Raw genomic sequence first — 23784 nt, forward strand, 5'->3', positions numbered from 1 at the left:
AGCACGCCGACCTGACGCCGGTTGCCTGATCAGGCAGCCGGCGTCATTTTTCGTACGGGGGAGAGGGTCGTTTCAAGCAAACTCCGTTCGGGCTAATACCAATATTTGTTGGTGGCCGCCCGAACGGAAGAGGGCGTAACTGTCAGGCCTGCGCGAAGCGGGCGATATCGTAGGGCGCCATCGGGATGTCGGTCGCGCCCTTGGCGATGATTTCCGCCATCGTTTCGCCCACGCCCGGCCCGATCTGGAAGCCGGAACCGGAAAAGCCGAAGGCGTAATATAGCCCGCTGGTCGTCGCGCTCGGGCCCATGACCGGCTGGCTGTCGGGCAGATAGCCTTCGATGCCGGACCAGACGCGGATGATGTTGAGCTTGCCCAGTTGCGGGGCCAGCCGACGGATATGCTTCAACTGGCTCAGCGTGTTCTGCGGCTCGACATAGGCGCGATATTGATCGGGGAAGGAGGGACCACGCGTGCTGCCCCCCAGCACGATATTGCCGCGCGCCACCTGCCGGAAATAGACCGTCTCCTCCTCCAGCGGGGTCATGACGCCTACGGCCGGATGGATCGCATAGGGCACCGGTTCGGTCACGCTCATATTCGGTCCGCGCGGCACGATCGGCACCGGCTCACCAAATTGCGACGACAGGGCGTTGCCCCAGGCGCCGGCCGTCACCAGCAGGATCGGCGCGCGGAAGGTGCGCCCGTCGGCGGCCGTGACGATGAAATCTTCGCCCAGCTTCTGCGCGTCGATAATCTTCGTATTTTCATGCACGACCGCGCCCAACTTCTGCGCTGCGCGGGCGAAAGCCGGGGCGGCAAGGCGCGGATTGGCATGGCCATCGGTCGGCGAATAGGAACCGGCCAGCACATCGGGACCGAAGAAGGGGAATTTGTCGCGCAGCGCATTGCCGCTCAGCAGTTCGAGGTCGAGGCCCTCCAGCCGCGCCTTGTCCGCATACTCCTCCATCGCGCCAACCAGTTCGGGCCGCTCGCGATAGCAGACGCGGATATGGCCGGACTGAAGATATTCCACATCCGCGCCCAGCAATTCGCGCGACTTGCGCCAGATGGCGATGGCGCGATTGGCGAGCGGCAGCTGATGAAATCCGCGCCCCTGCCGCCGCACATTGCCGAAATTGGTGCCGCTGGCCTGCCGCCCGATCAGGTCGGTTTCCAGCAACGTGACGGACAGGCCATGGCCGCGCAGGAACAGCGCGGCGGATGATCCCATCAGCCCGCCACCCACGATGATGACGTCGCTTGCCCCATTCATTGACGGGCCCATCATTCTTCTCCGATCGCGATGGTCAGCGGCTTGACCGGCGCCTGTCCGCGCAGGCGGCCGACCTGTTCGACCGGCACGCCAGCCTCGGCGGCGATCAGTTCGGCGGCGGCTAGACCGCAATAGCGACCCTGACAACGGCCCATGCCGACACGGCTGAACGCCTTGGCCCTGTTCGCCTCCTTCGCCCCCGTTTCGCGCATGACCACGCGCAGATCGCCCGCCGTCACGCCCTCGCAGCGGCATAGGATCGCGTCATCGGGCAGCTTTGCCGCCTGTTCGACAGGCCATGGGAAGGCCTTGGCCAGTCCGCGCGCGAATTTGGCATAATTGGCGACGTCGCCGCGCAGGCTCGCCATCTCGCCCTTGTCCACCGAAAGGCCAAGGTCGACCAGCGCCGCCAAGGCCGCCAGCCGTCCGCTCGCCTCGGCCGATCGCGCCCCCAATATCTTTGCGCCGTCGCCGGCCAGATAGACGCCCGCGACGCTCGCGCGCCCATCGCCATCGCGCTCGGGCAGCCATTGCCGCGTGCCGGGATCGAAGGCGAAGGCGCAGCGCGCCAGATCGGCCAGCTGGGTTTCGGGGCGCAGATGATAGCCCATCGCCACCGCGTCGCAGGCGATCGTCTCTTCGCGACCGGAGGCGGTGCGGAACCGCACCCCGTCGACGCCGCTTTCCACGTCGCCCATGATCTCCACCGGCGTCACGCCATGCTGCACAGTGACGCCCGCGCGCTTGAGCGTCCGGGTCAGCGCCACGCCGTTCCACAGCACGGACGGCATCGCCAGCAGGTCCGGCAGCGCCTTCAGCCGCGCGGAGAAAGGTGACGTATCCAGCACCGCCGCGACATCCGCCCCGGCCTCCACATATTGGCTGGCGACCAGATAGAGCAAAGGCCCGGAGCCCATGAACAGGACCTTGTGCCCGATCGACACGGCCTGGCTTTTCAAGGCCACCTGCGATCCACCAAGACTATAGGCGCCGGCAAGGTTCCAGCCCTTGACCGGCATCAGCCGATCGGTCGCGCCGGTGCAGAGCAACAGCGCGTCGAACGGGATGGCCTCCTGCACGGTGCCGCTCGCGGTCCACAGCTGTCCGGCGGCGATATTCCACACCAACGTTTCGGGCCGATAGTCGATCGCGCCCTTCAGCCCGTCGAACGTCTCGTGCAGGGCCTTCGCTCGCCCGGCCTCGGTGCCGTAGAGTTTCTCATAGGGGCGGGTGAAATTGTCCGGCTGGCGGCGATAAATCTGTCCGCCGTCGCGCCGGCCTTCGTCGATGACGATCGGGCGGATGCCGGCCGCTACGCAGGCCTCCGCCGCGCGCGTGCCCGACGGCCCGGCGCCGACGATAATTATACGTGGTTTGGCCATGATGCCCCCGGCTGGCTGGTCAATATGCGCTGGCCCGATGCTGCCAGCGTGGAACAGGCGCGCAGGCGATCGCCGCTTTCGGTCCACACCCAGCAATCCTGACAAGCGCCCATCAGGCAGAAGCCGGCGCGCTTTTCCGGCCCGAACTCGCTCTGGCGCAGCCGGTCGCCCGCGCTCAGCAGCGCGACCATCAGCGTGTCGCCTTCCAGCGCCTCGATGGGCGCGCCGTCGACATGCAGGGCAACGGAGGGGCGATCGGTTTCGCCCAGGCGCACGAACCGGCTCATGACGCGATCAATCTTTCATCTCCATGATGGCATAATATACGGCTGCCCTTTGCCAGCGGATGGCGGGGCGGCGGGGTGGTGTTGCACAGACCCTCCACCCGTGCGGCGCAGCGCGGCAGGAAGCGGCAGAGGTCGGGATGGTCGCCGGCCGGGCCGATCGGCGGGGGCGCGGCACCGGCATGGCTTTCCTCCAGCCAACCCGCGCGCATTTCCGGCACCGATCCGATCAGCAGATCGGTATAGGGGTGGAAGGGGCTGGACTGGAAGGCGGCGCGCGGCCCGGTTTCGACCATGGTGCCGGCATAGAGCACCAATATATCGTCGCAAATGGCGCGCACCGTGGAAATATCATGGCTGATGAACATGGTCGCGATGCCCAGATCGCGGCGCAGATCCGCCATCAGGTCCAGGATCGCCGCGCCGACCACCGTGTCCAGCGCCGACGTGACCTCGTCGCACAATATGAGCTGCGGGTCGGCCGCCAGCGCGCGCGCCAGGTTGATGCGCTGCTTCTGCCCGCCGGAAAGTCCACCGATCGGCCGGTCGATCAACGCGACCGGTAAGCGGATGAGGTCCAGCAATTCCGCCACGCGCATCCGCACGGCATTGCCCTTCAAACCATGATAAAAGGCCAGCGGACGCTGCAATATTTGCCCCACGCTATGCGCGGGATTGAGCGCCGTGTCTGCATTCTGAAACACCAGCTGGATACGGCGGAACTGTTCGCGGCTGCGCCCCTGCAATCCGGGCGGCAGCGGCTCGCCGTCCAGCAGCACCTGCCCGCTTGCCGGGGGCAGCAGGCCGGCGATGACGCGCGCGATGGTGGACTTGCCCGACCCGCTTTCGCCGATCACGCCCAGCGTCGCGCCACGCTCGATCGTCAGGTTGATGTCGCGCAGCACCGGTATGCGCGGCCGGCCATCCTTGCCGATCTTGCCATAGCCCGCCGTCATGCCCCGGATTTCCAGCAGCGGCGCGGCGGGAATGTCGGCCTTCACCGGCGTCGGGCGGATCGCGGGCCGGGCTGCGGCCATCAGCGTTTTCGTATAGTCGTCCGCCGGACGATGCAGGATTTGCGCCGCTCCGCCGGCTTCGCGAATGCGACCTTGATTGAGGACGACGATCTGGTCGGCCATCTGCGCCACCACGGCCAGGTCGTGCGAGACATAAATGGCAGTCGCGCCGCGCTCCAGCACCACGGCCTTGAACGCGCGCAGCACTTCGATCTGGGTGGTGACGTCCAGCGCCGTCGTCGGTTCGTCCAAGATGACCAGTTCGGGATCGGTGATGAGCGCCATCGCGGCCATCAGCCGCTGCAATTGCCCGCCCGACAGCTGGTGCGGGTATCGCGCGCCGATCGTGTCGGGGAAGGGCAGGGCGAGCGCGCGGAACAGCTCGACCGCCTTCGCCTCTGCCGTGGCGCGGGGCATCAGGCCATGGATCATCGCCGGTTCGATCACCTGATCCATGATCGTGCGCGACGGGTTGAAGGCCGACGCCGCGCTCTGCGCGATATAGGCGATGCGGTTGCCGCGCAGTTGCGCCAGCGCAGGCCGGTCCAGCGTCGTGATCTCCGCATCACCCACGCGAATGGAGCCGCCCGCGATCGTCGCGCCGGGCCGGGCATGGCCCAGCAGCGTCAGCGCGATCGTCGTCTTGCCCGATCCGCTTTCGCCGATCAGCGCCAGCACCTCACCGCGCTTCAGTGCGAAGTCGATGCCGCTGACGATCGGAAACGTCTCGCCCTTGGCATTGCGCGCGGTGACGCACAGATCCTTCACCGCGACATGGATGGCATCGGTCATGCGCGCTTCCCCCGGCCCGGCAATCCGTCGATCAACAGGTTTACGCCCACGGTCAGCGTGGCGATGGCGACGGCCGGCGCGATGATCGCCAATGCGCCTTCGCCAAGCCCCGAAATATTCTCGCGCACCAGCGACCCCAGATCCGCGTCGGGCGGCTGCACGCCAAGGCCCAGGAAGGACAGGCCCGACAGCAGCAGCACGATGAACACGAAGCGCAGGCCGAAATCGGCAAGCAGCGGGTGGATCATGTTGGGCAGGACTTCGGCGATGGCGATATGGAAACGGCCCTCGCCGCGCGCACGGGCGACCTGCACATAATCCATCTGGGCAAGGTTCACCGCCAGCGCGCGGGCGATGCGGTAATTGCCCGGCACATAGGTGATCGCCGCAATCAGCAGCAACAGCGGCAGCGAGGAGCCGAAGGCGGCGACCAGCACCAGCGAGAAGATCTTGGACGGGATGGAAATCAGCATGTCCATGAAGCGCGATAGCGGCTCGTCGACCTTCGCGCCACCCACCGCAGCCGTCAGCGCCAGCGCCGTGCCGGTCGCGCTCGCCAGCATCGCGGCTGCGGCGGCGAGGCCCACCGTATAGCGCGCGCCCGACAGCAGGCGGCTCAGCACATCGCGACCCAGATAGTCGCTGCCCAGCCAGTGCGCGGCGGACTGGCCATCGAACACGTCATAGGCGACGAAAGCACCGACCGGATAAGGCGCGAGCATCGGGCCGAAGAGGGCTACGGCCAGCCAGAAAAGAACCAGCGCCAGCCCGAGTTTGCCGGACAAAGGAAGCGCCTTGGCCTGCGAAAGAATATGAGCGATCATTGCGCACGCAGCCTGGGGTTGGCGAGGATCGCGGTCACGTCCGCGATCAGCATCAGGAGGAGATAGGCCGCGCAGAAGATCATCGCGCAGGCCTGAAGCAGCGGCATGTCGCGGCTGGTGACGGCATTGACCATCAGGCTGGCAAGGCCGGGATAGTTGAAGATCGTCTCCACGATCACCGCGCCGCCCAGCAGATAAGAGAGGCTAAGCGCCATGGCGTTGACGATCGGCGCGATGGCATTGGGCATGATATGCCTCAGCACCACCTGCACCGGCGCGACGCCCTTCAGCACCGCCATTTCGACATAGGGGCGATCCATCTGGTCGATCACCGCGGCGCGGGTCATGCGCGCCATCTGGGCGATCACGATCACGCTCAGCGTCAGGATCGGCATGGCGACCCCGCGCAGATAATCGCCCCATCCCATTTCCTGCGAGGCCATAGCGATGGAGGGCAGCCAGCGCAGCTTGACCGAGAAGATCAGCACCGCAATGGTCGCAACCAGAAATTCGGGCACCGCCACCATGGAGAGGGTCGCGACATTGAGCGCGCGGTCCAGCCGCCCGCCCCGGTTCATCGCCGACCCGATGCCGATCGCAAGCGCCACCGGCACCGCAACCAGCGCCGTCAGCGCCGCCAGCAACAGGCTGTTGGGCAACCGTTCGCTGATGACGTCGGACACCGGCATGTTGGCGACCAGCGACTGGCCCGGATCGCCGCTGACCATGCCGGTCAGCCAGCTAGCGTACCGGACATAGGCCGGGCGATCGAGGCCCATCTCATGGCGAAGCGCCGCGACCTGCTGCGGGGTGGCGCTCTGGCCTAGCGCTTCCTGCGCGGCGTCGCCGGGCAACAATTGCGCGATGATGAAGATCGTCACCGACACCAGCAACAGGGTCAGCAACGACGACGCGAAGCGTTTGCCGATCAGGGTCAGCGCAGCCTTCATGCCGCTTTGGGAGGCGCCACCCGCCATCAGCCTTCCCACCAGACATGTTCGGAAAATTGATAGCCCATCAGGCCGCCCAGCGACACGGGATAGAGGCCCTTGAGCCGGCGATCATAGCCGTCGATCAGGCTGATGAAGACCGGAATGCCGACGCCGCAATGATCGCGGACCAGCCCCTGCATCTCGCCATAAAGCTGTTTGCGCCGCGCCTGATCGGCCTCGCCCCGTGCCTCCAATAGAAGCTTATCGAAACGGGGATTCTTCCATCCGCTCTCGTTCCATGCCGCGTCGGATTTGTAGAAGAGGCTGAACAGCAGGTCGGCGGTCGGGCGGGGGTTGGTGTTGCCGAAGCCCAGCGGGTGTTTCATCCAATGGGTCGACCAGTAACCGTCCGCCGGCACCCGGTTGACCGCCAGCTTCAGGCCCACGCGCGATCCATATTCCTGCAGGATCGATGCCATGTCGACCGACCCATCGGCGGCGGGCGCGGCATAGACGGGCATGCGCACACCGGTCAGGCCCGCACGCTGCAAATGCCATTTCGCCTTGTCCAGATCCAGGCTGCGCTGCGGCAGGTCGGCGCGATAATAAGGATGGAAGGGCGGGATCGGCTGGTCGTTGGCGATGGTCGCATAGCCGCGATAGAGCGCCCGTTTGATGAGAGGACGGTCGATCAGATATTTCATCGCGGCGACGAAATGCGGATTGCCGGTCGGCAATTGCCGCTGCTGCATGATGAGGTTGGTGTAGAGGCCCGACTGGGTTTCCAGCAGCGCATGGCCGCGCGACGCCATGATCCGCTTGGTGGAGCGCGGATTGACTGCGATTACCAGATGGACGTCGCCCGACAGCAGGGCGTTCACGCGGCTGACTTCATCGGGAATGCCGATCAGCTCGATCTCGTCCAGATAGGGCTTCCCCGCTTTCCAGAAATTGGGGTTGCGCCGCGCCAGCGTGCGCACGCCGGGGCTGAACTGCGCGCACATATAGGGGCCGGTACCGTTGGCGACGCGAAAATCCTTCGTGCCGGCGCGCAGGATCAGGAAATGGGATTGCGCCAATATGGCGGGCAGATCGGCATTGGGACCGATCAGGGTGATGACGACATCGCGGCTACCCACCGCCTTCACCTGCGCCAATTGCTCGGCGATCGGCGCCATTTTCGATCCGGTCGCCGGGTCTTTATGGCGCAGCAGCGACCAGACCACGTCCTGCGCGGTCAGGTCCGCGCCGTCATGAAAGGTCACGCCCTTGCGCAGGCGGATATGCCACACCGTCTGGTCGCTGCTCTCGATCCGTTCCGCCAGAGCCGGCCGGGGGATCAGATGGCGGTCCATTTCCGTGAGGCCGCTGTAGAACATATAATGGCGGACATAGTCGGTCGACAACGCGCCCTTGGCTGGATCGAGCGTGTCGGCGGTCGAGCTGGACAGGCTGGCGACGCGGATGCGTCCGCCCTTGCGCGGCTTGGCCGCCGCCAGCGCGCCGTCGGGCAGGATCAGCCCGGCGCCAAGGCCAAGCCCGGCGCCAATGAGATCACGCCGGGAAAAGGGCGGCATATCGTCCATCAATGGATCACATCCTGCCATTTATACCATAGCCCGACGAGCGGCAGGAACCAGGGCTTGCCGAAATGACCGGGCACGCTGGGCCAATCCAACCCATCCCAAGGATTGGCGGCAGGCTCGCCGCTCATCACCCGCGCCATCTGTTGTCCCATATGGGTCGCCATCTGTACGCCATGGCCGCTATAGCCCATGGAATAATAGAGCCCGTCCTGCTCGCCCGCGCGGGGCAGCCGGTCTGCGGTCAGGTCCACCATCCCGCCCCACACATGGTCGATGCCCACGCCCTTCAGTGCCGGGAACATCTCGCCCATGGTCTGTACCAATATATGGCCGCTCTTCTGGTCCGATCGCGGGTCGCTGATGGCGAAGCGCGCGCGCCCGCCGAAGATCAGCCGATTGTCGGGCGCCAGGCGGAAATAATTGCCGATATTCTTGCTGGTGACATAATTGCGCCGTCCCGGCAGGAGCCGGTCGATCAACGGGTCGTCCAGCGGCTCGGTCGCGATGATGAAGCTGCCCACCGACACGATGCGGCGGCGAAAGAAGCCGAAGGGGCCGGTCGCCGGCGCGCCGCCGGTGGCGACCAGCAACTGCTTCGCCGTCACCGTGCCGCGCGAAGAGGTCACGCGCCATCCCTGCGGCACGCACTGGAAATCGGTGACGTCGGCATTTTCGTAAATCTGTGCGCCAGCCCGCGCTGCGGCTTGAGCCAGGCCTACGCCGAAACGGCCGGGATGCACCTGCGCGCTGGTGGTTTGAATGAGGGCGCCGTGAAAGGCGTCCGATCCCACTTCCTCGCTGATGCGCTCCGGCGGCACCAGGCGGACATTCTCGTCCACTTCCGCCGCCAGCAGGTCATGCGCGCGGACCAGCTTGTCATAATGGGCCGGCTTGGCCGCCAGCTTCATCCGGCCGGGGCGGTGAAAGCTGCAATCGATGCCTTCCTCTCGCGCCAGCCGCTCCACCGTGTCGACAGCATCGACATGGGCGCGATAATAGGCCCTGGCGATATCCTTGCCGAACCGGGCGGACAGCGCGCCATAATCATGGGCCGTGCCATTATTGCACTGACCCCCGTTGCGACCCGAAGCCTCGCCGACGACGCGTCCTTTCTCCAGCAGCACCACATTGGCGCCCCGCCTGGCCAGCGCCAAGGCTGCCGACAGACCGGTAAAGCCGCCGCCGATGATGGCGACATCGGCCACACCCTCGACGCCGCCCTTGGCCCCGCCCGTGAAGGGCGGAGCGCTGGCCAGCCAGTAGGAGAGGGGGGAGGCGTCCATGCCGCTTACAGGCCGACGACCGCGGGCAGGCAGCCGATATGCGGGATTTCGACGTCGCGATAGAAGGGGTTGGACGGCTCATGGCCGCGACCCACGAAAACGCGGCACCCGAAATGCAGGTCTGTTGCCGTATTCTGGTCGTAGCGGAAGCTGGAGGAGACGTGCATCATCTCTTCGGGCTTCGCACCCAGCTGGTCGAACATATATTCGAACGCCTGCATGCGCGGCTTGTACGCCTGCGCCATCTGCGCGGTATAGACCGCGTGGAAGGGCGCGCCCAGCTGGCCGACATTGTGATGGATCTGGTCGTTCATCGCGTTGGACAGGATGACGAGCGGGATCTTGTCGCCGATCTTGGACAGGCCGCCGGCCACATCGTCATGCGGGCCCCAGGTCGGCACGGCGGCATAGACCGCATCGGCATCCGCCTCATTATAGGCGACGCCCCATTTCTGGCAGGTGCGACGCAGCGAGTTGCGGATGATCTCCTGATAGGGTTCCCAGTCGCCCATGACCTGGTCGAAACGGTACGCGCTCCAGTCCTTGCAGAAGGCGGGCAGATTTTCCGCCGCGATCCGATCGGCCATGAAGGCGGTCGTCATTTCGGTCATGCGGAAACGGGTCAGCGTGCCATAGCAGTCGAAGCTGATATATTTGGGCCGGAAATTGGGCATCGGCGGAGCGTCCTTTGCGGGTTCTACATTTGGCTTGGGAGCCGTTTGACGATCAGCATTACGACATGGCGAAGCCGGAACATGCACCCGATTGGTTCGGGTCGAGGGGCAGATTCCGGCCTTTTATGGCATGGCATTCGGCATCATTTGCCGTGTCGCTTTCGTGCGTCCGATCGGGGCCGGATCATAGCGCAAAAGCGCTGTCCGGCACAGATGCGCGGCACGGAATGTCGCGGGGTCAATAGCCCCGGTCGCGGGCGACTTCGCCGTCCATCGGCTGCCCGGCCGCAAAGCGTCGGATATTGGCGATCAGCGCGCGCGCTGCGCCGTCCGGGCGGGTCATGCTGGCGACATGCGGGGTCAACATGATGCGCGGATGCGCCCAGAACGGATGATCGGCCGGCAGCGGCTCCGGGTCGGTCACGTCCAGCACGGCGCCGGAAAGATGCGCTTCGTCGAGCAGCGACAGCAGATCATGCTCCACCAGATGCGGCCCCCGGCCGACATTGATGATGGCGGCGCCTTTGGGCAGTTGCGACAGGTTATCCCGGCACAAGATGCCGCGCGTCTCCGACGTCAGCGGCAGCAGGCAGATGAGGATATCGCACTGGCCAAGGAAAGCGGGCAGTGCCGCTTCCCCGGCATGGCAGGTCACGCCCTCTATCACGCCGCCCGACCGGCTCCATCCCGACAGGGGAAAGCCGAAGGGCTTCAACCCCTGCAACACCGCCTGCCCCAGATTGCCCAGGCCCATCACGCCCACGCGCCGCTCGCCGGCGGGTGCCAACTTGATGGGTGCCCAGCGCGCGTCTTTCTGCGCCGCGCGATAGTCGATCAGGTTCCGGTGCAGCGCCAGGACCGCCATCGTCGCATATTCGACCATCCCGGCCGCGATCCCCGGCTCGATCATGCGCACGACCCGGATATGAGGCGGCAAGACGCCCATGTCGAACTGGTCGATGCCCGCGCCGATGGAGAACAGGATCTCCAGATTGGGCAGGCTGGCGATCAGATCGGCGGACGGCGCCCAGGCGGCGAGATAGCGGATCGCGGCGGGATCATAATTCTGGGACGGATCGAAAAAAGCGACGTCGGGCGCCTCGGCAGCGAAAATCGCGCGCCAGATGCGGCCGCGTGTCGGATCGGATGTGTAGAGCAGAGCCATGGGTGCGACCTTCCGGCATCGTCAGGCAAAAAGAAACCGCCGCTGTCCCTGCGCCTAGAAGGGCGGGACAGCGGCGGCGGGTCGGGGCAGAGCATTTTGACGTCGGCTGGCACAGCTGACGGCTCGCAAAATGCGAAAAACAAAAGGCTCTAACCCCGACGTTGCGGCGTCAGAAGTTGAAGCTCGCCCGGACCGTGAACTGGCGGGGCGTACCCGGCTGGATCCACAGCGCCGAATAGGAGCTGGCATAATATTTCTTGTCGAACAGGTTGGTCACGTCCGCCGACAGCTTGATCTGCTCACTGATGTTGAACGATCCCAAGACCTTGGCGATGGTGTAGCTGGGCAGATAGAAATCCGCTGCCGTCTGGCCCAGGCGCCGGCTGACATGGGTCACACCCGCGCCCAGCATCGCTTCATGATCGCCGATCGCGAAATTCTTGAACAGCAGGACGTTGCCCTGATGCTTGGGAATGTTGATCAGCGGGTCATTCTTGCCCACGCCAGCGGCGGCATAGTCGTCGGCCCAGCCTGCATCGGTATAGGCGTAGGTCGCAAACAGCTCGAAGCCGGCGGGCAGCTTGGCATTGACGTCGAATTCCACGCCCTGGCTCTTTGCCTCGCCTACCGCGATCGACAGGCCGGTCAGCAGGTCGGCGGTCAGGACGTTGCTCTTCTTCATCTTGTAGAGCGACAAGGTGCTGGTCAGCTTGCCATCCGGCGTCACGAATTTCGCGCCGACTTCATAGCTTTTGCTGACTTCCGGGGCGAAGGGATTGTTGTTGACGTCCACGCCGCTGTTCGGCCGGAACCCCTTGCCATAGCTGGCATAGAAGGACAGGCTGCTGGTCGGTTCGAACACCAGGCCGGCCATCGGGCTGAACTTGGTATAAGCCGCCGGATTGGTGGTGCCCAGACGGTTGTCGATATTCTGGCTGAAATCGTCGTAACGGCCGCCAAACCGTATCTTGAGTTGCTCCGTGATTTCGATCTGGTCCTGGGCGTAGACACCCCATGCCTTCTGGACTTCGGTCGAATTCTGGATCACCGACGTCGGCGTTGGCGCGGGGATGGAATAATTGGGATTGAAAATGTCGATCGAGTAGGACTGATCGGCAGCGGTCGGGCGATAGCGAAGCTGGAACGTCTTGATCTTGAAACGATCCCAGTCGCCGCCGATGCGGATGTTGTGGACGATGGAGCCGGTTTCCAGCTTGCCGCTGATTTCGCCACGGAACACCATATGGGTGGTGCTATAATCCCGGTACCGGCGCTGGCGCGACAGGGTCCGCCCGTCATTGTCCAGGCGCTGACGGCCCAACGCCAGTTCAGGGTCGCTGGAATAGCCCTCGAATGTCGTGTCCTTATACCCCGCGCCCAGCATCAACGTCCAATCGTCGTTGAAGTCATGCTGATATTGCGCTTGGTGACCCAGAACGCCGATCTTGATCGGACCGTCATTGGGATTGCTCAGGAAACGCGAATTGGGGATGGCGCCCAGATTATAGCTGATCGTACCATTGGCGTTAACGGTCGGGATCGCCACCACGCCGCGATCAAACGGCACCTCCTGCTTCACATATTCCAGTTCGTAGGTGAAGATGTCCCGATCGGACAGCTTTGCCAGCAAGGATGGGGTCAGCGTATATTTCTGCGTCTCGACCGTGTCGCGGAAGCTTTCGGCCTTTTCGACGGAGCCGTTGATGCGGACCGCGATCCTATCGCTCAGCGGCAGATTATAGTCGCCTTCGACGCGATAGGTCTCCCAGCTGCCACCTGCGATCGAGAAGCTACCGCCTTGATCGAAGGTCGGCTTCTTGGTCACGATGTTGATCGTGCCGCCCGGCTCGCCGCGGCCGAAGAGCGCGCTGTTCGGCCCCTTGAGCACTTCGATCCGCTCGACATTGGATGCGTCCCGCGGGCCGCCATAGCCGCGACCGCCGTTAAAGCCGTTGACCAGGAAGCCGCTCGGGAAATTCTCGTCGCCGGCAAAGCCGCGAATGGCGAAACTGTCCCAAAGGCCACCGAAATTATTCTGCTTCGACACGCCGCTCGCCAGTTCCAGCGCGGTGTCCAGCTTGGTGATGTTGAGATCCTTGAGCAGCTTGCCTTCCAGGAACTGCACGGCCTGGGGAATTTCCTTGACCGGCGTGTCGCCGAAATATTGGCGCTTCAGACCGGTGACGACGATTTCGCCGTCGGCTTTTTCTGCTGCGGCCGGCGCCTGGGCCTGGGCGATCGAGGAAAAGGCGATGGCGGCGGTGCTGGCCACACAGGCCAGACGGAGGGCGGATAACGTGCGCATAATGCTGTAACCCCTTATAAAATCACTGTTCCCTTATGTCCTGCGAACGGCAAGGGGACCGGTTTATTCTGTTATTTCCGCGCGGACTTTGTCCTGTCGTCGGGGCCGATCCTTGGGTGATTTTCCACCTCTTCTAAGCAACGAGGCTAAGTTGAGTGACGGAAATATTACATCAAACTTGGCTTATAGGACGGCGCAAAATTGTGAATCCTGTGTCTCTACGGCAGGAAAATGCCGCGCCCGATATGGCGGTCGAACCCTCGCAAAAGCGGGAAAAATGGCCGCCTTCCGGGTAAGGAAGGCGGCCAGTCGATCCGACGCAGGACCGTCAGAGATATTTGAGCCACCATATGTCCTTGCGCCGCTGTTTCAGCTGCGCGAACCAGCGGGTCGGGAAATACAGCACCGGGATCAGGATGAAGACCCAGATCCACACCCAACGCAGATGATCGACGCCGAACACCGTCCCCTTGGTCGGGCCGTACATCAGCAGCGCGACATTATAGATCAGCTTGAGCACATAGAGGTGCAGCACATAATAGAACATCGGCGCGCCACCCAGCATGGCCAGCGTCGGCATCGCCTTGCTACCCTCGAACCGTTCGAACAGCGCCAGCAACAGGCAGCCCGTGCCGATGGTCGGCATCAGGAACAGCAGGGAGGGCGGATATTTGGTCAGCGCCAGAAAGCTCATCACCGTGCGCAGCGGCGTGTCCGCCACGAACCAGGGCTTGTCGCCATAGATGTTGAGATAGCGGATGGCGACGAAGCCCAGGATCAGGCCAAAGCCGAGCAGGGTCAGCCGGCGTATGCGCGGGGCCGGATCGCTGCCGCGCGCGAACCATGGCCCGCAGGCATAGCCGAGCAGGATGACGCCGATCCACGGCAGGATCGGATAGGTCGTCTTGACCATGGTGCCGGCCAGTTCCAGCTTCTCGCGCTGATGCAGGATCGCCCAGGGAACGAACCAGGGCGACTCCGCCGTCAGCCGGATCGGATCGAGCAGATTGTGCAGGCACACGATGCTGAGGCCGACCGCGAACTGCGCCGGGCGCGGCAGGTGCAGCAGCGCGGCCAGCGCCACCATGCTGATGCCGATCGCCCAGATCACCTGCAACCAGATCGCCGTCGGCGGAAAAGCGGGCGCCTGCGTCGGCCAAGCATAGCCGACGATGGTGAATTCCAGAAAGATCAGGAACAGCCCGCGCTTCAGCAGGAATTCCGATACCTGCCCCTTGCTGTGTGACTGGCCGTAGAGCCAGGCCGACAGACCCGTCAGCGCCACGAAGGTCGGCGCGCAGAAGGTGGACAGGAGGCGGGTGAAAAACAGGCCCGGATCGGTCGTGTTGGCGTCTACCGGATCGCTCACCTGCAAATGCAGGAACCATGTTTCGCGCACATGGTCGACCAGCATGAACAGCATGACCAGGCCGCGCAGCGCGTCGATGGCGATCAGCCGGGTGCGCGCCTTCGCCGCGCTGATCGGTGATGCCGTGGCGCCAAAGCCCATGATGGGCGCCTGGCCCGCTATACTGTTCATAACCCCGATTCCTGTCCCCGAAATGCCGTCCGGCCGCGTATGATACAACATATCATTTATGGCAAGGGGCATTGCGCCTTATCGTTGTCGACGACCGGCTCTGTCTCGATACGGCCGTCATCAGCTTACGAAGCTATGGCGCGCGCACGACCGAATGTTCCGAATATGGGAAATGGCGAAGTGGAAAATGTCAAAAAAGAAAGGCCGGCGAAGCGCTATGCTTCGCCGGCCCCTTTTGCATCATGCAGGGGGTCAATCGTCAGGCGTCTTCGAGCGCCACGATATTGACGATATGCGCCTGGGTATATTCCAGCAGCCCTGCCTCGCCCAGTTCGCCGCCCAGCCCCGATTGCTTCACGCCGCGGAACGGGATGTTGGCGTCGATCGCCAGATGCTGGTTGACCCACACCGTCCCGGTGTCGATCTGCATCGCGACGGCCGTGGCCCGTTCCACATCCTTGCCCCACACCGTGCCGGCCAGGCCATAGTCGCTGTCGTTGGCGCGGGCGATGACGTCTTCGATATCGTCATATTTCAGCACCGGCAGAACCGGCCCGAACTGTTCTTCCTGCACCAAAGGCGCATCTTCGGGCAGGTCGCGCACGATGGTCGGCGCGATGAAATAGCCCGGCCGATCCATGGGTTCGCCACCGGCCAGCACTGTGCCGCGCGTCTTGGCGTCGGCGATCAGGGCGCTGACCTTGTCGAACTGCATCTTGTTCTGCACCGGCCCGATGGTCGTGCCCTGCTTGGCGCCATCATCGACGATCGCCTCGTTCGCCAGCTTCGCCAGCTCGTCGCAGAAATCGTCATACATCGCGCTGGGCACATAGGCGCGCTTCACCGCGACGCAAATCTGCCCGGCATTGGTCATCGCGCCCTGATAGACCTTCTTGGCCACCTGCCGCGCATCGACATCGTCCAGCACGATCGCCGCGTCATTGCCGCCCAGCTCCAGCGTCACCCGCTTCACCGTGCCTGCGGACGACGCCATCACCTTCTTGCCGGTCGCGGTCGATCCGGTGAAGGCGACCTTGGCGATATCCTTGTGCCCGGTCAGCAGCGGGCCGAGTTCATTCTGATCGCAAACGATGTTCAGCACGCCGGCCGGCAGGATATCCTTGGCCAGTTCGCCGAACAACAGGGTGGTCAGCGGCGTCGTGGGCGCAGGCTTCGACACCATCGTGTTGCCCGTCACCAATGCCGGCCCCAGCTTGTTCATCAGCAGGATCAGCGGGAAATTCCACGGCGTGATCGACGCCACGACGCCCAGCGGGGTACGATGTTCGACCACCTTGTTGCCGCCCTCGTCCCGCAGCACTTTGGGCTCCACCCGCATCGCGGAGAAGGCGCGCAGGGTGAAGACGCTACCCATGATCTCATAACCGGCCTGGTCCAGCGGCTTGCCCTGTTCGCTGGTCAGCAGGCTGGCGAACTCGCCGACCCGCGCTTCCAGCGCGTCGGCCAGTTTGTTGGTCAGCGCCGCGCGCTCTTCGACCGGCAGGGACGCCCAGCCGGGCTGCGCCTTCTTCGCCGCGGCGATCGCGCGCTCGGCCAGGGCCTCGTCCGCCTTGGGGCATTGGGCGAAAGCCTGCGCCGTTGCAGGGTTCACCACGTCGAATTGGCTGACGCCCGGCACAAGTTCGCCGTCGATCAGCATCCGAAATTCATGATCCATGAGTCGCTCTCCAATTATTCGGCACCGTCCGGATGGCATTGCCTATCGCAATTCGGCCCGGCTGGCTGTAGCATATATTTGTGCGCTAGGGATACAATATTGACAAGGGGTATAGTGAAGGGATGAAACAGGGGGCCGATCTCCAGTCGCTCGTGGGCTATCGCGTACAGCGGGCCAATCTGCTGATGGAAACGGACGCGCGCGCGGCGCTGGCCGATCATGATCTGTCGCCGGCCAAGATGACGGCACTGATCCTGATCCGCGACAATCCCGGTTGCGACCAGACCGCACTGGGCCGGGCGCTCAGCATCAACCGGTCCAGTGCGATGAAGCTGGTCAACATCCTGGCCGACAAGGGGCTGGTGGAGCGGCGACCGGGGCGCGACCTGCGCACCAACGCGCTGATGCTGTTGCCCGAAGGCGCGCGCCAGCTGGACGCGATGCTGGCGGCTGTGCGCCAGTCCGACGCGCGCATGACCCAGCGGCTCGGCGCGGAGGAGCTAAAGACTCTCCTTGCCCTGCTGGCGCGCCTTGGTCTGTCCCCGACGCTGGAGGATGACGAGGATTGATGACAAGGCCGCTTGCGCAAACTGTATCCTTGGCGCACAATTGGCGCGAAACAAGCGGTTGATTCGATGCAAGCAACCGCACGAACAGGAGACAGGCGCGCGTGACGGAAGCTGCTTTGATGGATGGACCGGCAACATCGGACCGGAGCCTCCCGTCCGCCTCGCTCGATTGCCTGCTTCGGCCCCGTTCGGTCGCGATCATCGGCGCGTCGGACAAGCCCGGCGCGCTGGGCGCTTCGGTTCTCGCCAATCTGGTGCGGCAGGGGTTCGATGGCGACATCCATCTGGTCAATCCCAAGCGGACGGAGATTGGCGGCCGGCCCTGCGTCGCGTCGGTCGATGACCTGCCATCGGGTGTCCATGTCGCTGTTCTCGCCATCCCGCGCGTCGGCGTACTGGACGCGATCCGTGGGCTTGCGCGCAAGGGCGTGGGGGCCGCCGTCATCTTTTCCGCCGGCTTTGCCGAGGATGGCCCGCAGGGTCTGGCCGATCAGCAGGAAATCGCCCGCATCGCGCGCGAAAGCGGCATGGTGGTCGAGGGGCCGAATTGCCTGGGCCTCGTCAACTTCCGCGACAATGTCTCGCTGACCTTCATCGAAATGCCGGAGGCGAAGGCGCAGGGCGATCGCCGCGTCGGCATCGTCTCGCAATCAGGTGCCATGGCCGCCGTGCTGGCGACGACCATGATCCACCGCGACGTGCCCTTGAGCTGCTACATCTCAACAGGCAATGAGGCGGCGAGCGGGATCGAGGATTATCTCGCCCATCTGGTCGATCAGCCCGACACCGCCGTCATCGCCCTGATCGCCGAGCATGTGCGCGACCCCGCCCGCTTCCTTGCCGCCGCCCGTGCGGCGCGCGCGGCCGGCAAGGCCGTCGTGCTGCTCCATCCCGGCCGCAGCGCAGCGGGTGCGGCCAGCGCCGCCACCCATACCGGCGCGATGGCCGGCGACCATGCGGTCATGGCCGTCCATGTCGAGCGCGCCGGTGTCATCCTGGCGGAATCGCTGGAGGAGCTGGGCGACATCGTCGAAATCCTTGCCCGCTCCCCTGACGCAGGCATGGGCGGCACGGGCATCGTCGCGGAATCCGGCGCGTTCAAGGCGATGATGCTGGATCTGGCCGAAGCGGTCGATCTCGACCTGCCCAAACTCACCGATGCGGACAGCCCGGCACTGCGCGCGGCACTGCCCGATTTCGTCCCCGTCACCAACCCGATGGACATCACCGCGCAGGGGCTGGTCGATCCTGGCCTTTACGGCCGCACGCTGGCCGCGCTGGCGCAGGACGACCGGATCGGCACCATCTTGCTGACGCTCATCCAGACTGACACCGGCACCTCGCATGTGAAGTTCAAGGCAGTGCTGGATGCGCTGGACGCCATCGGCGACACCAAGCCGGTCATTGTCGGCGGCGTCGATGAAGGCGGTGCCGTCTTCGCCGACGATCTCGCCGCGCTGCGTAAAGCCGGCGTCACCTATCTGCCGACCGCCGAACGGTTGCTGCGCGCGCTCGCCCGCATCGCCGCCTATCGCCAGCGCGACGCGGCAGTCGCGCCGCTCGATGCTCAGCCGGTCGATGGCCTGTCGCAGGTCGGCAGCACCATCCCCGAACATCTTTCCAAGGCGATCATGGGCGCGCAGGGCATCGCCTTCCCCGCCTTCGCACTGGCGCAAAGCGCGGCGGACGCGGTCGCCGCTGCCGATCGGCTCGGCTATCCGGTGGTCCTGAAGGCCCAGTCCCCCGAACTGCCGCACAAGAGCGACGCCGGCGGCGTCATCATCAATCTGGCCGATGCCGATGCCGTCGCGGCCGGCTGGGACAGGCTGATGGCCAATCTCGCCGCTTCGCGCCCCGACCTGGTGCTGGACGGCGTGCTGGTGGAGGGGATGGCGGCCAAGGGCGTCGAACTGATCGTGGGCGCCCGCAACGATCCGCATTGGGGGCCGACCATCCTCGTCGGCTTCGGCGGCGTGGCGGCGGAACTGCTGCACGACGTCTGCCTGCTCCCGCCCGACCTGACCCGCGACGCGATCATCGCGCAGATCCGCACCCTTCGCATGGCGCCGCTGCTCGACGGTTTCCGTGGCGCACCGGCCATGGATATCGGCGCCGTCGCCGACATCGTCCAGCGCATGGGCCAGATGGTCGCGGCCACTCCGGCAATCAGCGAAGTCGATCTCAACCCCGTGATCGTCTACCCGCAGGGGCAGGGCGCGATCGCGCTGGACGCGCTGATTTCTCTTTGAACCAGCAACTTCCGTTCGTTTCGAGCGAAGTCGAAAAGTGGATAGCATTGCGCTTACCGTCTCTCGACTCAGTTTATCCTGAGCGCCTGCCTTGGCAGGCAGTCGAAGGGCTCGAAACGAACGGATGGTGGGTCTGACTCAAGTCAGCGCATAATAGCGCAGCACATTTCCGTCCGCTCGCCGCTCGCCCACGCCGATGAACACATGTTTGGTCAGCCAGTCATGCTTGCCGACCGGACATTCGAAGCTGGGATTGCCGCGCAGATAATAATCCTGTTGCTCCACCGGCGCGCCGTCGGCAAAGGCCCAGTCGCGCAAGCGCGCCATCGTGTCGGGCTTTCGCCCCCACAGGAAACCGCGATTGTTGAGCAGGATCAGCGTCCCATCCTCCTCCTCCAACATATAGCGCGCATCGAACACGGCAACATCGTCCGGCCGGAAATAGGCATAGTCGCCGCCTGATCCCGGCACCGCCTTGCCCTTGATCCTTGGCCCCTCGAACGTCCCGCCATCGACATAGACCGCACTGCGATTGCCGCCCATCGGCGTGTTGACGATAGTCTGGACGCGCGGAAATTGCAGCCGCACCTCCATCGCGAACTCCAGTCGCGGATTGTCCAGCGTCGAAAACAAGTCACTCATCATCCCAGCTCCCGTATCACCCTAATTCCAACGTGCCGCCATCGACAAAGAGATTGGCGGCAGTGATAAAACTGGCCTCATCCGACGCCAGGAACAGCACGGCGCGCGCCACTTCCTCCGCCCGGCCCATGCGCTTCATCGGCACCGCCGCGATCATCGCCGCGCGCAGATTGTCCACATCGGCATCGCTCATGCCCGGATTGCGGTGCAGCAGCGGCGTCTCGATCGGGCCGGGACTGACCAGATTGACGCGGATGCCCTCGCTCACCAGTTCGCCCGCAATCACCTTCAGCGCGGCATAAAGCCCGCCCTTGGTCGCGGCATAAGCGGTGTTGCCGGGCAGGAAGGCATGGCCGCCGATCGACCCCGTCGCCACGATCGACCCACCCCGGCCCATCAGCCGCAGCGCCTTCTGGATAGCAAAGACGCAGCCGCGCAGATTGACGCCATGGACATGGTCCCAGTCGGCCGGCGTCAGGTCGCGAAACGGCGCGAAGCCGCCCACGCCCGCATTGACGAACAGCGTGTCGATCCGCCCGTCCTGTGCCGCGATATCGGCGATCACCGCCTCCATCGCGTTCAGATCGGCCATGTCCGCGCGATAACCCCGCGCGCCGTCTATCGCCGCCACCGCCGCGTCGATCGTCGCCGGATCCCGCCCGGTCAGCCGCACGATCCCACCCTCCGCCGCAAAGGCCTGCGCGCTGGCCAGGCCGATGCCGCTATTGCCGCCGACCACCAATATGATCTTGTCCTTGAACCGCATGATGTCTCTCCCGGTTCAGAAGGGCGAATGGGGATTGGGACTGTCGGTCGGCACATCCTGCACCGTGTCCCAATGCTCGACGATCATGTCGCCCTCGACCCGAAAAATATCTATCACCGCAAAGCCCGGATCGCCCGCAAATCGCCGCACATGATAATGGACGATCACATGGTCGCCATCGGCAAAGCGCCGTTTGATGTCATGCACCGCGTGCGGATTTTCGCCCCGCACCTTGCGCAGAAAGGCCTTCAGCGGCTCCAGCCCCGTATCCACCCACTGATTATGCTGGATATAGTCGGGCGCGATGAACCGATCCGCCGCGTCGGCATCCATCGGTATCAGCACATGGTCGAACATCGCCTGGACCAGATCCAGATTGTGCTGCTCCTGCGGCGTATAAGCCATCATCCTCTCCTCTATTTTCCGCTGGCGCATCGCCTTGCTTTGCGGTTACGATAACGATCGTTATTAAAAGAACAAGAGCCAAGGAAGAGGAAAGCGCCATGAACCGCGCCGATTATGACCGCTATGCGCACGCCTTCAACGATCGCGACTATGACACGGTCTTCGATTTCTACGCGCCCGGCGCCAGCATCCGTTTCTTTGGCGTCGACCTTGGCACGCGCGACGCGTTCAAGCGCTTCTACAGCTTCCTCCACGCCCATGTGATCGAGACGCTGACGATCGAGCGCTTCGCCGCCAGCGACGAGCTGGTCGCGCTGGAAGGGATCATCCGGGTGGAAGCAACACAGGATCTCGACGCCGCCACCCTTGCCGCTAACGGCCTCGACCAGTTCATGCCGATCGCGAAGGGCGAAGTGCAGCAAATGCGCCAATATATCCATTATCACGTCGTCGATGGCCGGTTCACCAGCGTGGGCTGTGCCATCGTCGGCTTGACTTGAGCGCCGGCAGATGCCCTATCGGAAGACCATGTCGAACAGCAGCCCGTCCCAAAAGCCGTCGGCGTCGGCCGAAGCCAGTCCCGCCGATACGCTCCACCGCGTCCTGCGGCTGGCGAACAAGCTGATGGCGCCTTTTTCCACCTATCTGGAGCATCGCTACAAGATCAGCCTTAACGAGTTCCGCCTGCTGATGCTGCTCGGCCGCTTTCCCAATTCGGCCAGCCATGAACTGGCGGAGATGACCGGGGTCAATCCGATGAGCGTCTCGCGCGCGGTTGCCGCGCTCCAGAAGCACGGCCGCATCACGGTGGAACGCGACCCCGCCAACAAGCGGCGCAAGATATTGGTCCTGACGGATGAGGGGCGGCGGCTCTATCGGTTGATGCGGCCGCAGACCGACAAGGTCGCCACCTATCTCGTCTCCGACCTGAAAGCCAAGGAAGTCGATACGCTGAACCAGTATCTCGACACGTTGGTCGATACGCTGGAGGCGAATGACGAGGCGGGCAACAGCCGCTTCCTGGAATTCACCCGCCCCGATGGAGACGACGAACCCGCCGCCTGAGCGAACGGGGGCGGTTCAGGCGCTGGCGGGCGAAGCCCGTCCGCCAAGCGCCAGCATCACCAGCAGCATCGTCAGGAAACTGACGCCCAGCACCCCGGTCAGCGGCAGGATCGACACCGACGGCAGCAGCGATACCGCCGCACTGGCCGCCGCCGTGATCGCCAGCTGCAATGTGCCGAGCAGCCCGGCCGCCGCGCCCGCGCCGCCCGCTGCGGCATCCAGCGCTGATATGGCGGCCGGCGTCAGGATGAAGCCGGACAGGGCGAAGAGCAGCATCGACCATGGCTGGAACAGGGCGATCGGCACAGGCATCGTCAGGCCCGCCATCGCGATCAGCGCGGTCGCGCCCATCGCGACCAGCGCCACACCCGTGACCAGCGGCCGCGCGCCCAGCCGCCGCATCAGCGATGGCGCGAACTGGGTGGCGATGATCGACGTCACGGCATTGAGCGCCAGCAACAGGCTATAATGGTGTGCGCTCAGGCCAAAGCCCTGCGTGTAGATGAAGGGCGCGGCGGTCACGAAGGCGAAGGGCACGGTCGTCGCCAGTCCCGCCACTAGCGTCCAGCCCAGAAAGGCAGGCGTGCCGAGCAGCCGGCCATAGGCATGCAGCATCGGCTGGCGATGCAACCGCCGCTGCGGCGGCAGCGATTCGGGCAGGAAGATCGACACCGCGATCAACGCCACCGCCCCGCCGCCGGCCAGCAGCAGGAACAGCCCGCGCCAGCTCATCGCCTGCAACAAATAGCTGCCCGCCAGTGGCGCCAATACCGGCGATATGCCGATGATCAGGAAGGTGAAGGCCATCAGTTGCGCCGCGCGATGGCCGCTATGCCGGTCGCGGATCATCGCCCGCACGCTCGACGTGCCGGCGCATGCACCCATGCCCTGGAGAAAGCGGCACGCGATCAGCATGTCTAGGCTGGTCGCCATGGCACAAGCGATGGATGCGATCGCGAACAGCAACAGCCCGCCAATCAGGGGCCGACGCCGGCCATAGCGATCGCCCAGCGTGCCGAGCGGAATCTGCGCCAGCGCCAGCCCCAGGAAAAAGGCGGACAGGGTACGCTGCACCGCGCCGCTGTCCGCCGCCATCGCCTGCGCCATGCCCGGCATGGCCGGCAGATACAGGTCGATGGCAAAGGGGCCGAGCGAGGACAGGAAGCCGAAGGCGATGCCCAGCAACAGGGTCGGTTCCGTCTCCTGCGGACCCGAACGGCGATCGGCTTGTGCCATATATGATGTAACCCTCTCCCTAATTAGTAACGAACGTTATATTTATTCAGAAGGGCGCACAAGCGGAGAAGCTGGGTGGGATCGTGCATATCGCCGGTTTACAAACTGTGTCGCC

21 protein-coding genes are annotated in these 23784 nt (G+C 64.4%); 4 read left to right on the forward strand and 17 right to left on the reverse strand.

Annotation, left to right across the window (positions count from 1 at the left end; all coding sequences use genetic code 11):
- Window positions 1–142 precede the first annotated feature (142 nt).
- From F4U95_RS17420 to F4U95_RS17480, 13 genes are all read right to left on the reverse strand, one after another.
- Window positions 143–1276, reverse strand: coding sequence for an NAD(P)/FAD-dependent oxidoreductase (locus tag F4U95_RS17420; RefSeq protein WP_120252334.1), 1134 nt, complete (start codon window positions 1274–1276; stop codon window positions 143–145).
- A gap of 11 nt (window positions 1277–1287) precedes the next feature.
- On the reverse strand, window positions 1288–2658 hold the full coding sequence (locus F4U95_RS17425) for an FAD/NAD(P)-dependent oxidoreductase (protein ID WP_150411942.1): 1371 nt from the start codon (window positions 2656–2658) through the stop codon (window positions 1288–1290).
- On the reverse strand, window positions 2640–2945 hold the full coding sequence (locus tag F4U95_RS17430; RefSeq protein ID WP_150411941.1) for a (2Fe-2S)-binding protein: 306 nt from the start codon (window positions 2943–2945) through the stop codon (window positions 2640–2642). Before F4U95_RS17430 ends, F4U95_RS17425 begins: the two co-directional genes overlap by 19 nt.
- Entirely contained in the window at window positions 2942–4750 is a 1809-nt protein-coding gene (locus F4U95_RS17435; RefSeq protein ID WP_120252336.1) for an ABC transporter ATP-binding protein, read from the reverse strand. Before F4U95_RS17435 ends, F4U95_RS17430 begins: the two co-directional genes overlap by 4 nt.
- Entirely contained in the window at window positions 4747–5574 is an 828-nt protein-coding gene (locus tag F4U95_RS17440) for an ABC transporter permease (RefSeq protein WP_120252337.1), read from the reverse strand. The genes F4U95_RS17435 and F4U95_RS17440 overlap by 4 nt, the downstream gene beginning before the upstream one ends.
- Complete coding sequence (locus tag F4U95_RS17445) at window positions 5571–6551, reverse strand: ABC transporter permease (protein WP_197716472.1); 981 nt, start codon at window positions 6549–6551, stop codon at window positions 5571–5573. The genes F4U95_RS17440 and F4U95_RS17445 overlap by 4 nt, the downstream gene beginning before the upstream one ends.
- Window positions 6551–8092, reverse strand: a complete 1542-nt coding sequence (locus F4U95_RS17450) for an ABC transporter substrate-binding protein (RefSeq protein ID WP_232016669.1) — start codon at window positions 8090–8092, stop codon at window positions 6551–6553. The genes F4U95_RS17445 and F4U95_RS17450 overlap by 1 nt, the downstream gene beginning before the upstream one ends.
- Window positions 8092–9375 carry an NAD(P)/FAD-dependent oxidoreductase gene (locus F4U95_RS17455; protein ID WP_150411940.1) on the reverse strand — a complete coding sequence of 428 codons (1284 nt, stop codon included), beginning with the start codon at window positions 9373–9375 and terminating at the stop codon, window positions 8092–8094. Before F4U95_RS17455 ends, F4U95_RS17450 begins: the two co-directional genes overlap by 1 nt.
- A 5-nt stretch (window positions 9376–9380) precedes the next feature.
- Window positions 9381–10049, reverse strand: coding sequence for a haloacid dehalogenase type II (locus F4U95_RS17460; RefSeq protein ID WP_120252340.1), 669 nt, complete (start codon window positions 10047–10049; stop codon window positions 9381–9383).
- A gap of 238 nt (window positions 10050–10287) precedes the next feature.
- Entirely contained in the window at window positions 10288–11214 is a 927-nt protein-coding gene (locus F4U95_RS17465) for a 2-hydroxyacid dehydrogenase (RefSeq protein ID WP_120252341.1), read from the reverse strand.
- Window positions 11215–11383: 169 nt separating this feature from the next.
- Window positions 11384–13519, reverse strand: coding sequence for a TonB-dependent siderophore receptor (locus tag F4U95_RS17470; protein WP_150426555.1), 2136 nt, complete (start codon window positions 13517–13519; stop codon window positions 11384–11386).
- 328 nt (window positions 13520–13847) lie between these two features.
- On the reverse strand, window positions 13848–15059 hold the full coding sequence (locus F4U95_RS17475) for an acetyltransferase domain-containing protein (RefSeq protein WP_120252343.1): 1212 nt from the start codon (window positions 15057–15059) through the stop codon (window positions 13848–13850).
- A 259-nt stretch (window positions 15060–15318) separates the two neighbouring features.
- Window positions 15319–16737 (reverse strand): aldehyde dehydrogenase family protein, encoded by a 1419-nt coding sequence (locus F4U95_RS17480; protein WP_120252344.1) that lies wholly within the window; start codon window positions 16735–16737, stop codon window positions 15319–15321.
- 122 nt (window positions 16738–16859) lie between these two features.
- Here F4U95_RS17480 and F4U95_RS17485 point away from each other — a divergent pair, with 122 nt between their 5' ends.
- Together F4U95_RS17485 and F4U95_RS17490 are read left to right on the forward strand one after the other, a co-directional pair.
- Window positions 16860–17306, forward strand: coding sequence for a MarR family winged helix-turn-helix transcriptional regulator (locus F4U95_RS17485; protein WP_120252345.1), 447 nt, complete (start codon window positions 16860–16862; stop codon window positions 17304–17306).
- A 119-nt stretch (window positions 17307–17425) separates the two neighbouring features.
- Window positions 17426–19555, forward strand: coding sequence for an acetate--CoA ligase family protein (locus tag F4U95_RS17490; protein ID WP_120252346.1), 2130 nt, complete (start codon window positions 17426–17428; stop codon window positions 19553–19555).
- A gap of 138 nt (window positions 19556–19693) precedes the next feature.
- On the opposite strand, the gene F4U95_RS17495 is transcribed toward F4U95_RS17490, so the two are convergent.
- The 3 genes from F4U95_RS17495 to F4U95_RS17505 are packed head-to-tail and all read right to left on the reverse strand — an operon-like array spanning window position 19694 to window position 21371.
- On the reverse strand, window positions 19694–20197 hold the full coding sequence (locus F4U95_RS17495; RefSeq protein ID WP_120253433.1) for a DUF3237 domain-containing protein: 504 nt from the start codon (window positions 20195–20197) through the stop codon (window positions 19694–19696).
- A 16-nt stretch (window positions 20198–20213) separates the two neighbouring features.
- Complete coding sequence (locus F4U95_RS17500; protein ID WP_120252347.1) at window positions 20214–20963, reverse strand: SDR family oxidoreductase; 750 nt, start codon at window positions 20961–20963, stop codon at window positions 20214–20216.
- 15 nt (window positions 20964–20978) lie between these two features.
- A complete protein-coding gene (locus F4U95_RS17505; RefSeq protein WP_425505079.1) occupies window positions 20979–21371 on the reverse strand; it encodes a nuclear transport factor 2 family protein in 393 nt (130 codons plus the stop codon).
- Between the two features lie 95 nt (window positions 21372–21466).
- Between F4U95_RS17505 and F4U95_RS17510 the strand changes: the two genes are divergently transcribed.
- Both F4U95_RS17510 and F4U95_RS17515 read left to right on the forward strand, forming a co-directional pair.
- Complete coding sequence (locus F4U95_RS17510) at window positions 21467–21868, forward strand: nuclear transport factor 2 family protein (protein WP_120252348.1); 402 nt, start codon at window positions 21467–21469, stop codon at window positions 21866–21868.
- Window positions 21869–21878: 10 nt separating this feature from the next.
- Complete coding sequence (locus tag F4U95_RS17515; RefSeq protein ID WP_120252349.1) at window positions 21879–22433, forward strand: MarR family winged helix-turn-helix transcriptional regulator; 555 nt, start codon at window positions 21879–21881, stop codon at window positions 22431–22433.
- 15 nt (window positions 22434–22448) lie between these two features.
- Here the strand turns inward: F4U95_RS17515 and F4U95_RS17520 are convergent, their stop codons facing one another.
- Window positions 22449–23669, reverse strand: coding sequence for a multidrug effflux MFS transporter (locus tag F4U95_RS17520; protein WP_120252350.1), 1221 nt, complete (start codon window positions 23667–23669; stop codon window positions 22449–22451).
- Window positions 23670–23784: the final 115 nt, after the last annotated feature.

It is taken from the genome of Sphingobium limneticum (genome assembly GCF_008710165.1).
Taxonomy (GTDB): Bacteria; Pseudomonadota; Alphaproteobacteria; order Sphingomonadales; family Sphingomonadaceae; genus Sphingobium; species Sphingobium limneticum.

Coding starts and splice junctions, on each gene's coding strand:
- F4U95_RS17420 (WP_120252334.1), bottom strand. CDS start 1,276: ATGAATGGGGCAAGCGACGTCATCATCGTGGGTGGCGGGCTGATGGGA.
- F4U95_RS17425 (WP_150411942.1), bottom strand. CDS start 2,658: ATGGCCAAACCACGTATAATTATCGTCGGCGCCGGGCCGTCGGGCACG.
- F4U95_RS17430 (WP_150411941.1), bottom strand. CDS start 2,945: ATGAGCCGGTTCGTGCGCCTGGGCGAAACCGATCGCCCCTCCGTTGCC.
- F4U95_RS17435 (WP_120252336.1), bottom strand. CDS start 4,750: ATGACCGATGCCATCCATGTCGCGGTGAAGGATCTGTGCGTCACCGCG.
- F4U95_RS17440 (WP_120252337.1), bottom strand. CDS start 5,574: ATGATCGCTCATATTCTTTCGCAGGCCAAGGCGCTTCCTTTGTCCGGC.
- F4U95_RS17445 (WP_197716472.1), bottom strand. CDS start 6,551: ATGGCGGGTGGCGCCTCCCAAAGCGGCATGAAGGCTGCGCTGACCCTG.
- F4U95_RS17450 (WP_232016669.1), bottom strand. CDS start 8,092: ATGGACGATATGCCGCCCTTTTCCCGGCGTGATCTCATTGGCGCCGGG.
- F4U95_RS17455 (WP_150411940.1), bottom strand. CDS start 9,375: ATGGACGCCTCCCCCCTCTCCTACTGGCTGGCCAGCGCTCCGCCCTTC.
- F4U95_RS17460 (WP_120252340.1), bottom strand. CDS start 10,049: ATGCCCAATTTCCGGCCCAAATATATCAGCTTCGACTGCTATGGCACG.
- F4U95_RS17465 (WP_120252341.1), bottom strand. CDS start 11,214: ATGGCTCTGCTCTACACATCCGATCCGACACGCGGCCGCATCTGGCGC.
- F4U95_RS17470 (WP_150426555.1), bottom strand. CDS start 13,519: ATGCGCACGTTATCCGCCCTCCGTCTGGCCTGTGTGGCCAGCACCGCC.
- F4U95_RS17475 (WP_120252343.1), bottom strand. CDS start 15,059: ATGAACAGTATAGCGGGCCAGGCGCCCATCATGGGCTTTGGCGCCACG.
- F4U95_RS17480 (WP_120252344.1), bottom strand. CDS start 16,737: ATGGATCATGAATTTCGGATGCTGATCGACGGCGAACTTGTGCCGGGC.
- F4U95_RS17485 (WP_120252345.1), top strand. CDS start 16,860: ATGAAACAGGGGGCCGATCTCCAGTCGCTCGTGGGCTATCGCGTACAG.
- F4U95_RS17490 (WP_120252346.1), top strand. CDS start 17,426: ATGGATGGACCGGCAACATCGGACCGGAGCCTCCCGTCCGCCTCGCTC.
- F4U95_RS17495 (WP_120253433.1), bottom strand. CDS start 20,197: ATGAGTGACTTGTTTTCGACGCTGGACAATCCGCGACTGGAGTTCGCG.
- F4U95_RS17500 (WP_120252347.1), bottom strand. CDS start 20,963: ATGCGGTTCAAGGACAAGATCATATTGGTGGTCGGCGGCAATAGCGGC.
- F4U95_RS17505 (WP_425505079.1), bottom strand. CDS start 21,371: ATGATGGCTTATACGCCGCAGGAGCAGCACAATCTGGATCTGGTCCAG.
- F4U95_RS17510 (WP_120252348.1), top strand. CDS start 21,467: ATGAACCGCGCCGATTATGACCGCTATGCGCACGCCTTCAACGATCGC.
- F4U95_RS17515 (WP_120252349.1), top strand. CDS start 21,879: ATGCCCTATCGGAAGACCATGTCGAACAGCAGCCCGTCCCAAAAGCCG.
- F4U95_RS17520 (WP_120252350.1), bottom strand. CDS start 23,669: ATGGCACAAGCCGATCGCCGTTCGGGTCCGCAGGAGACGGAACCGACC.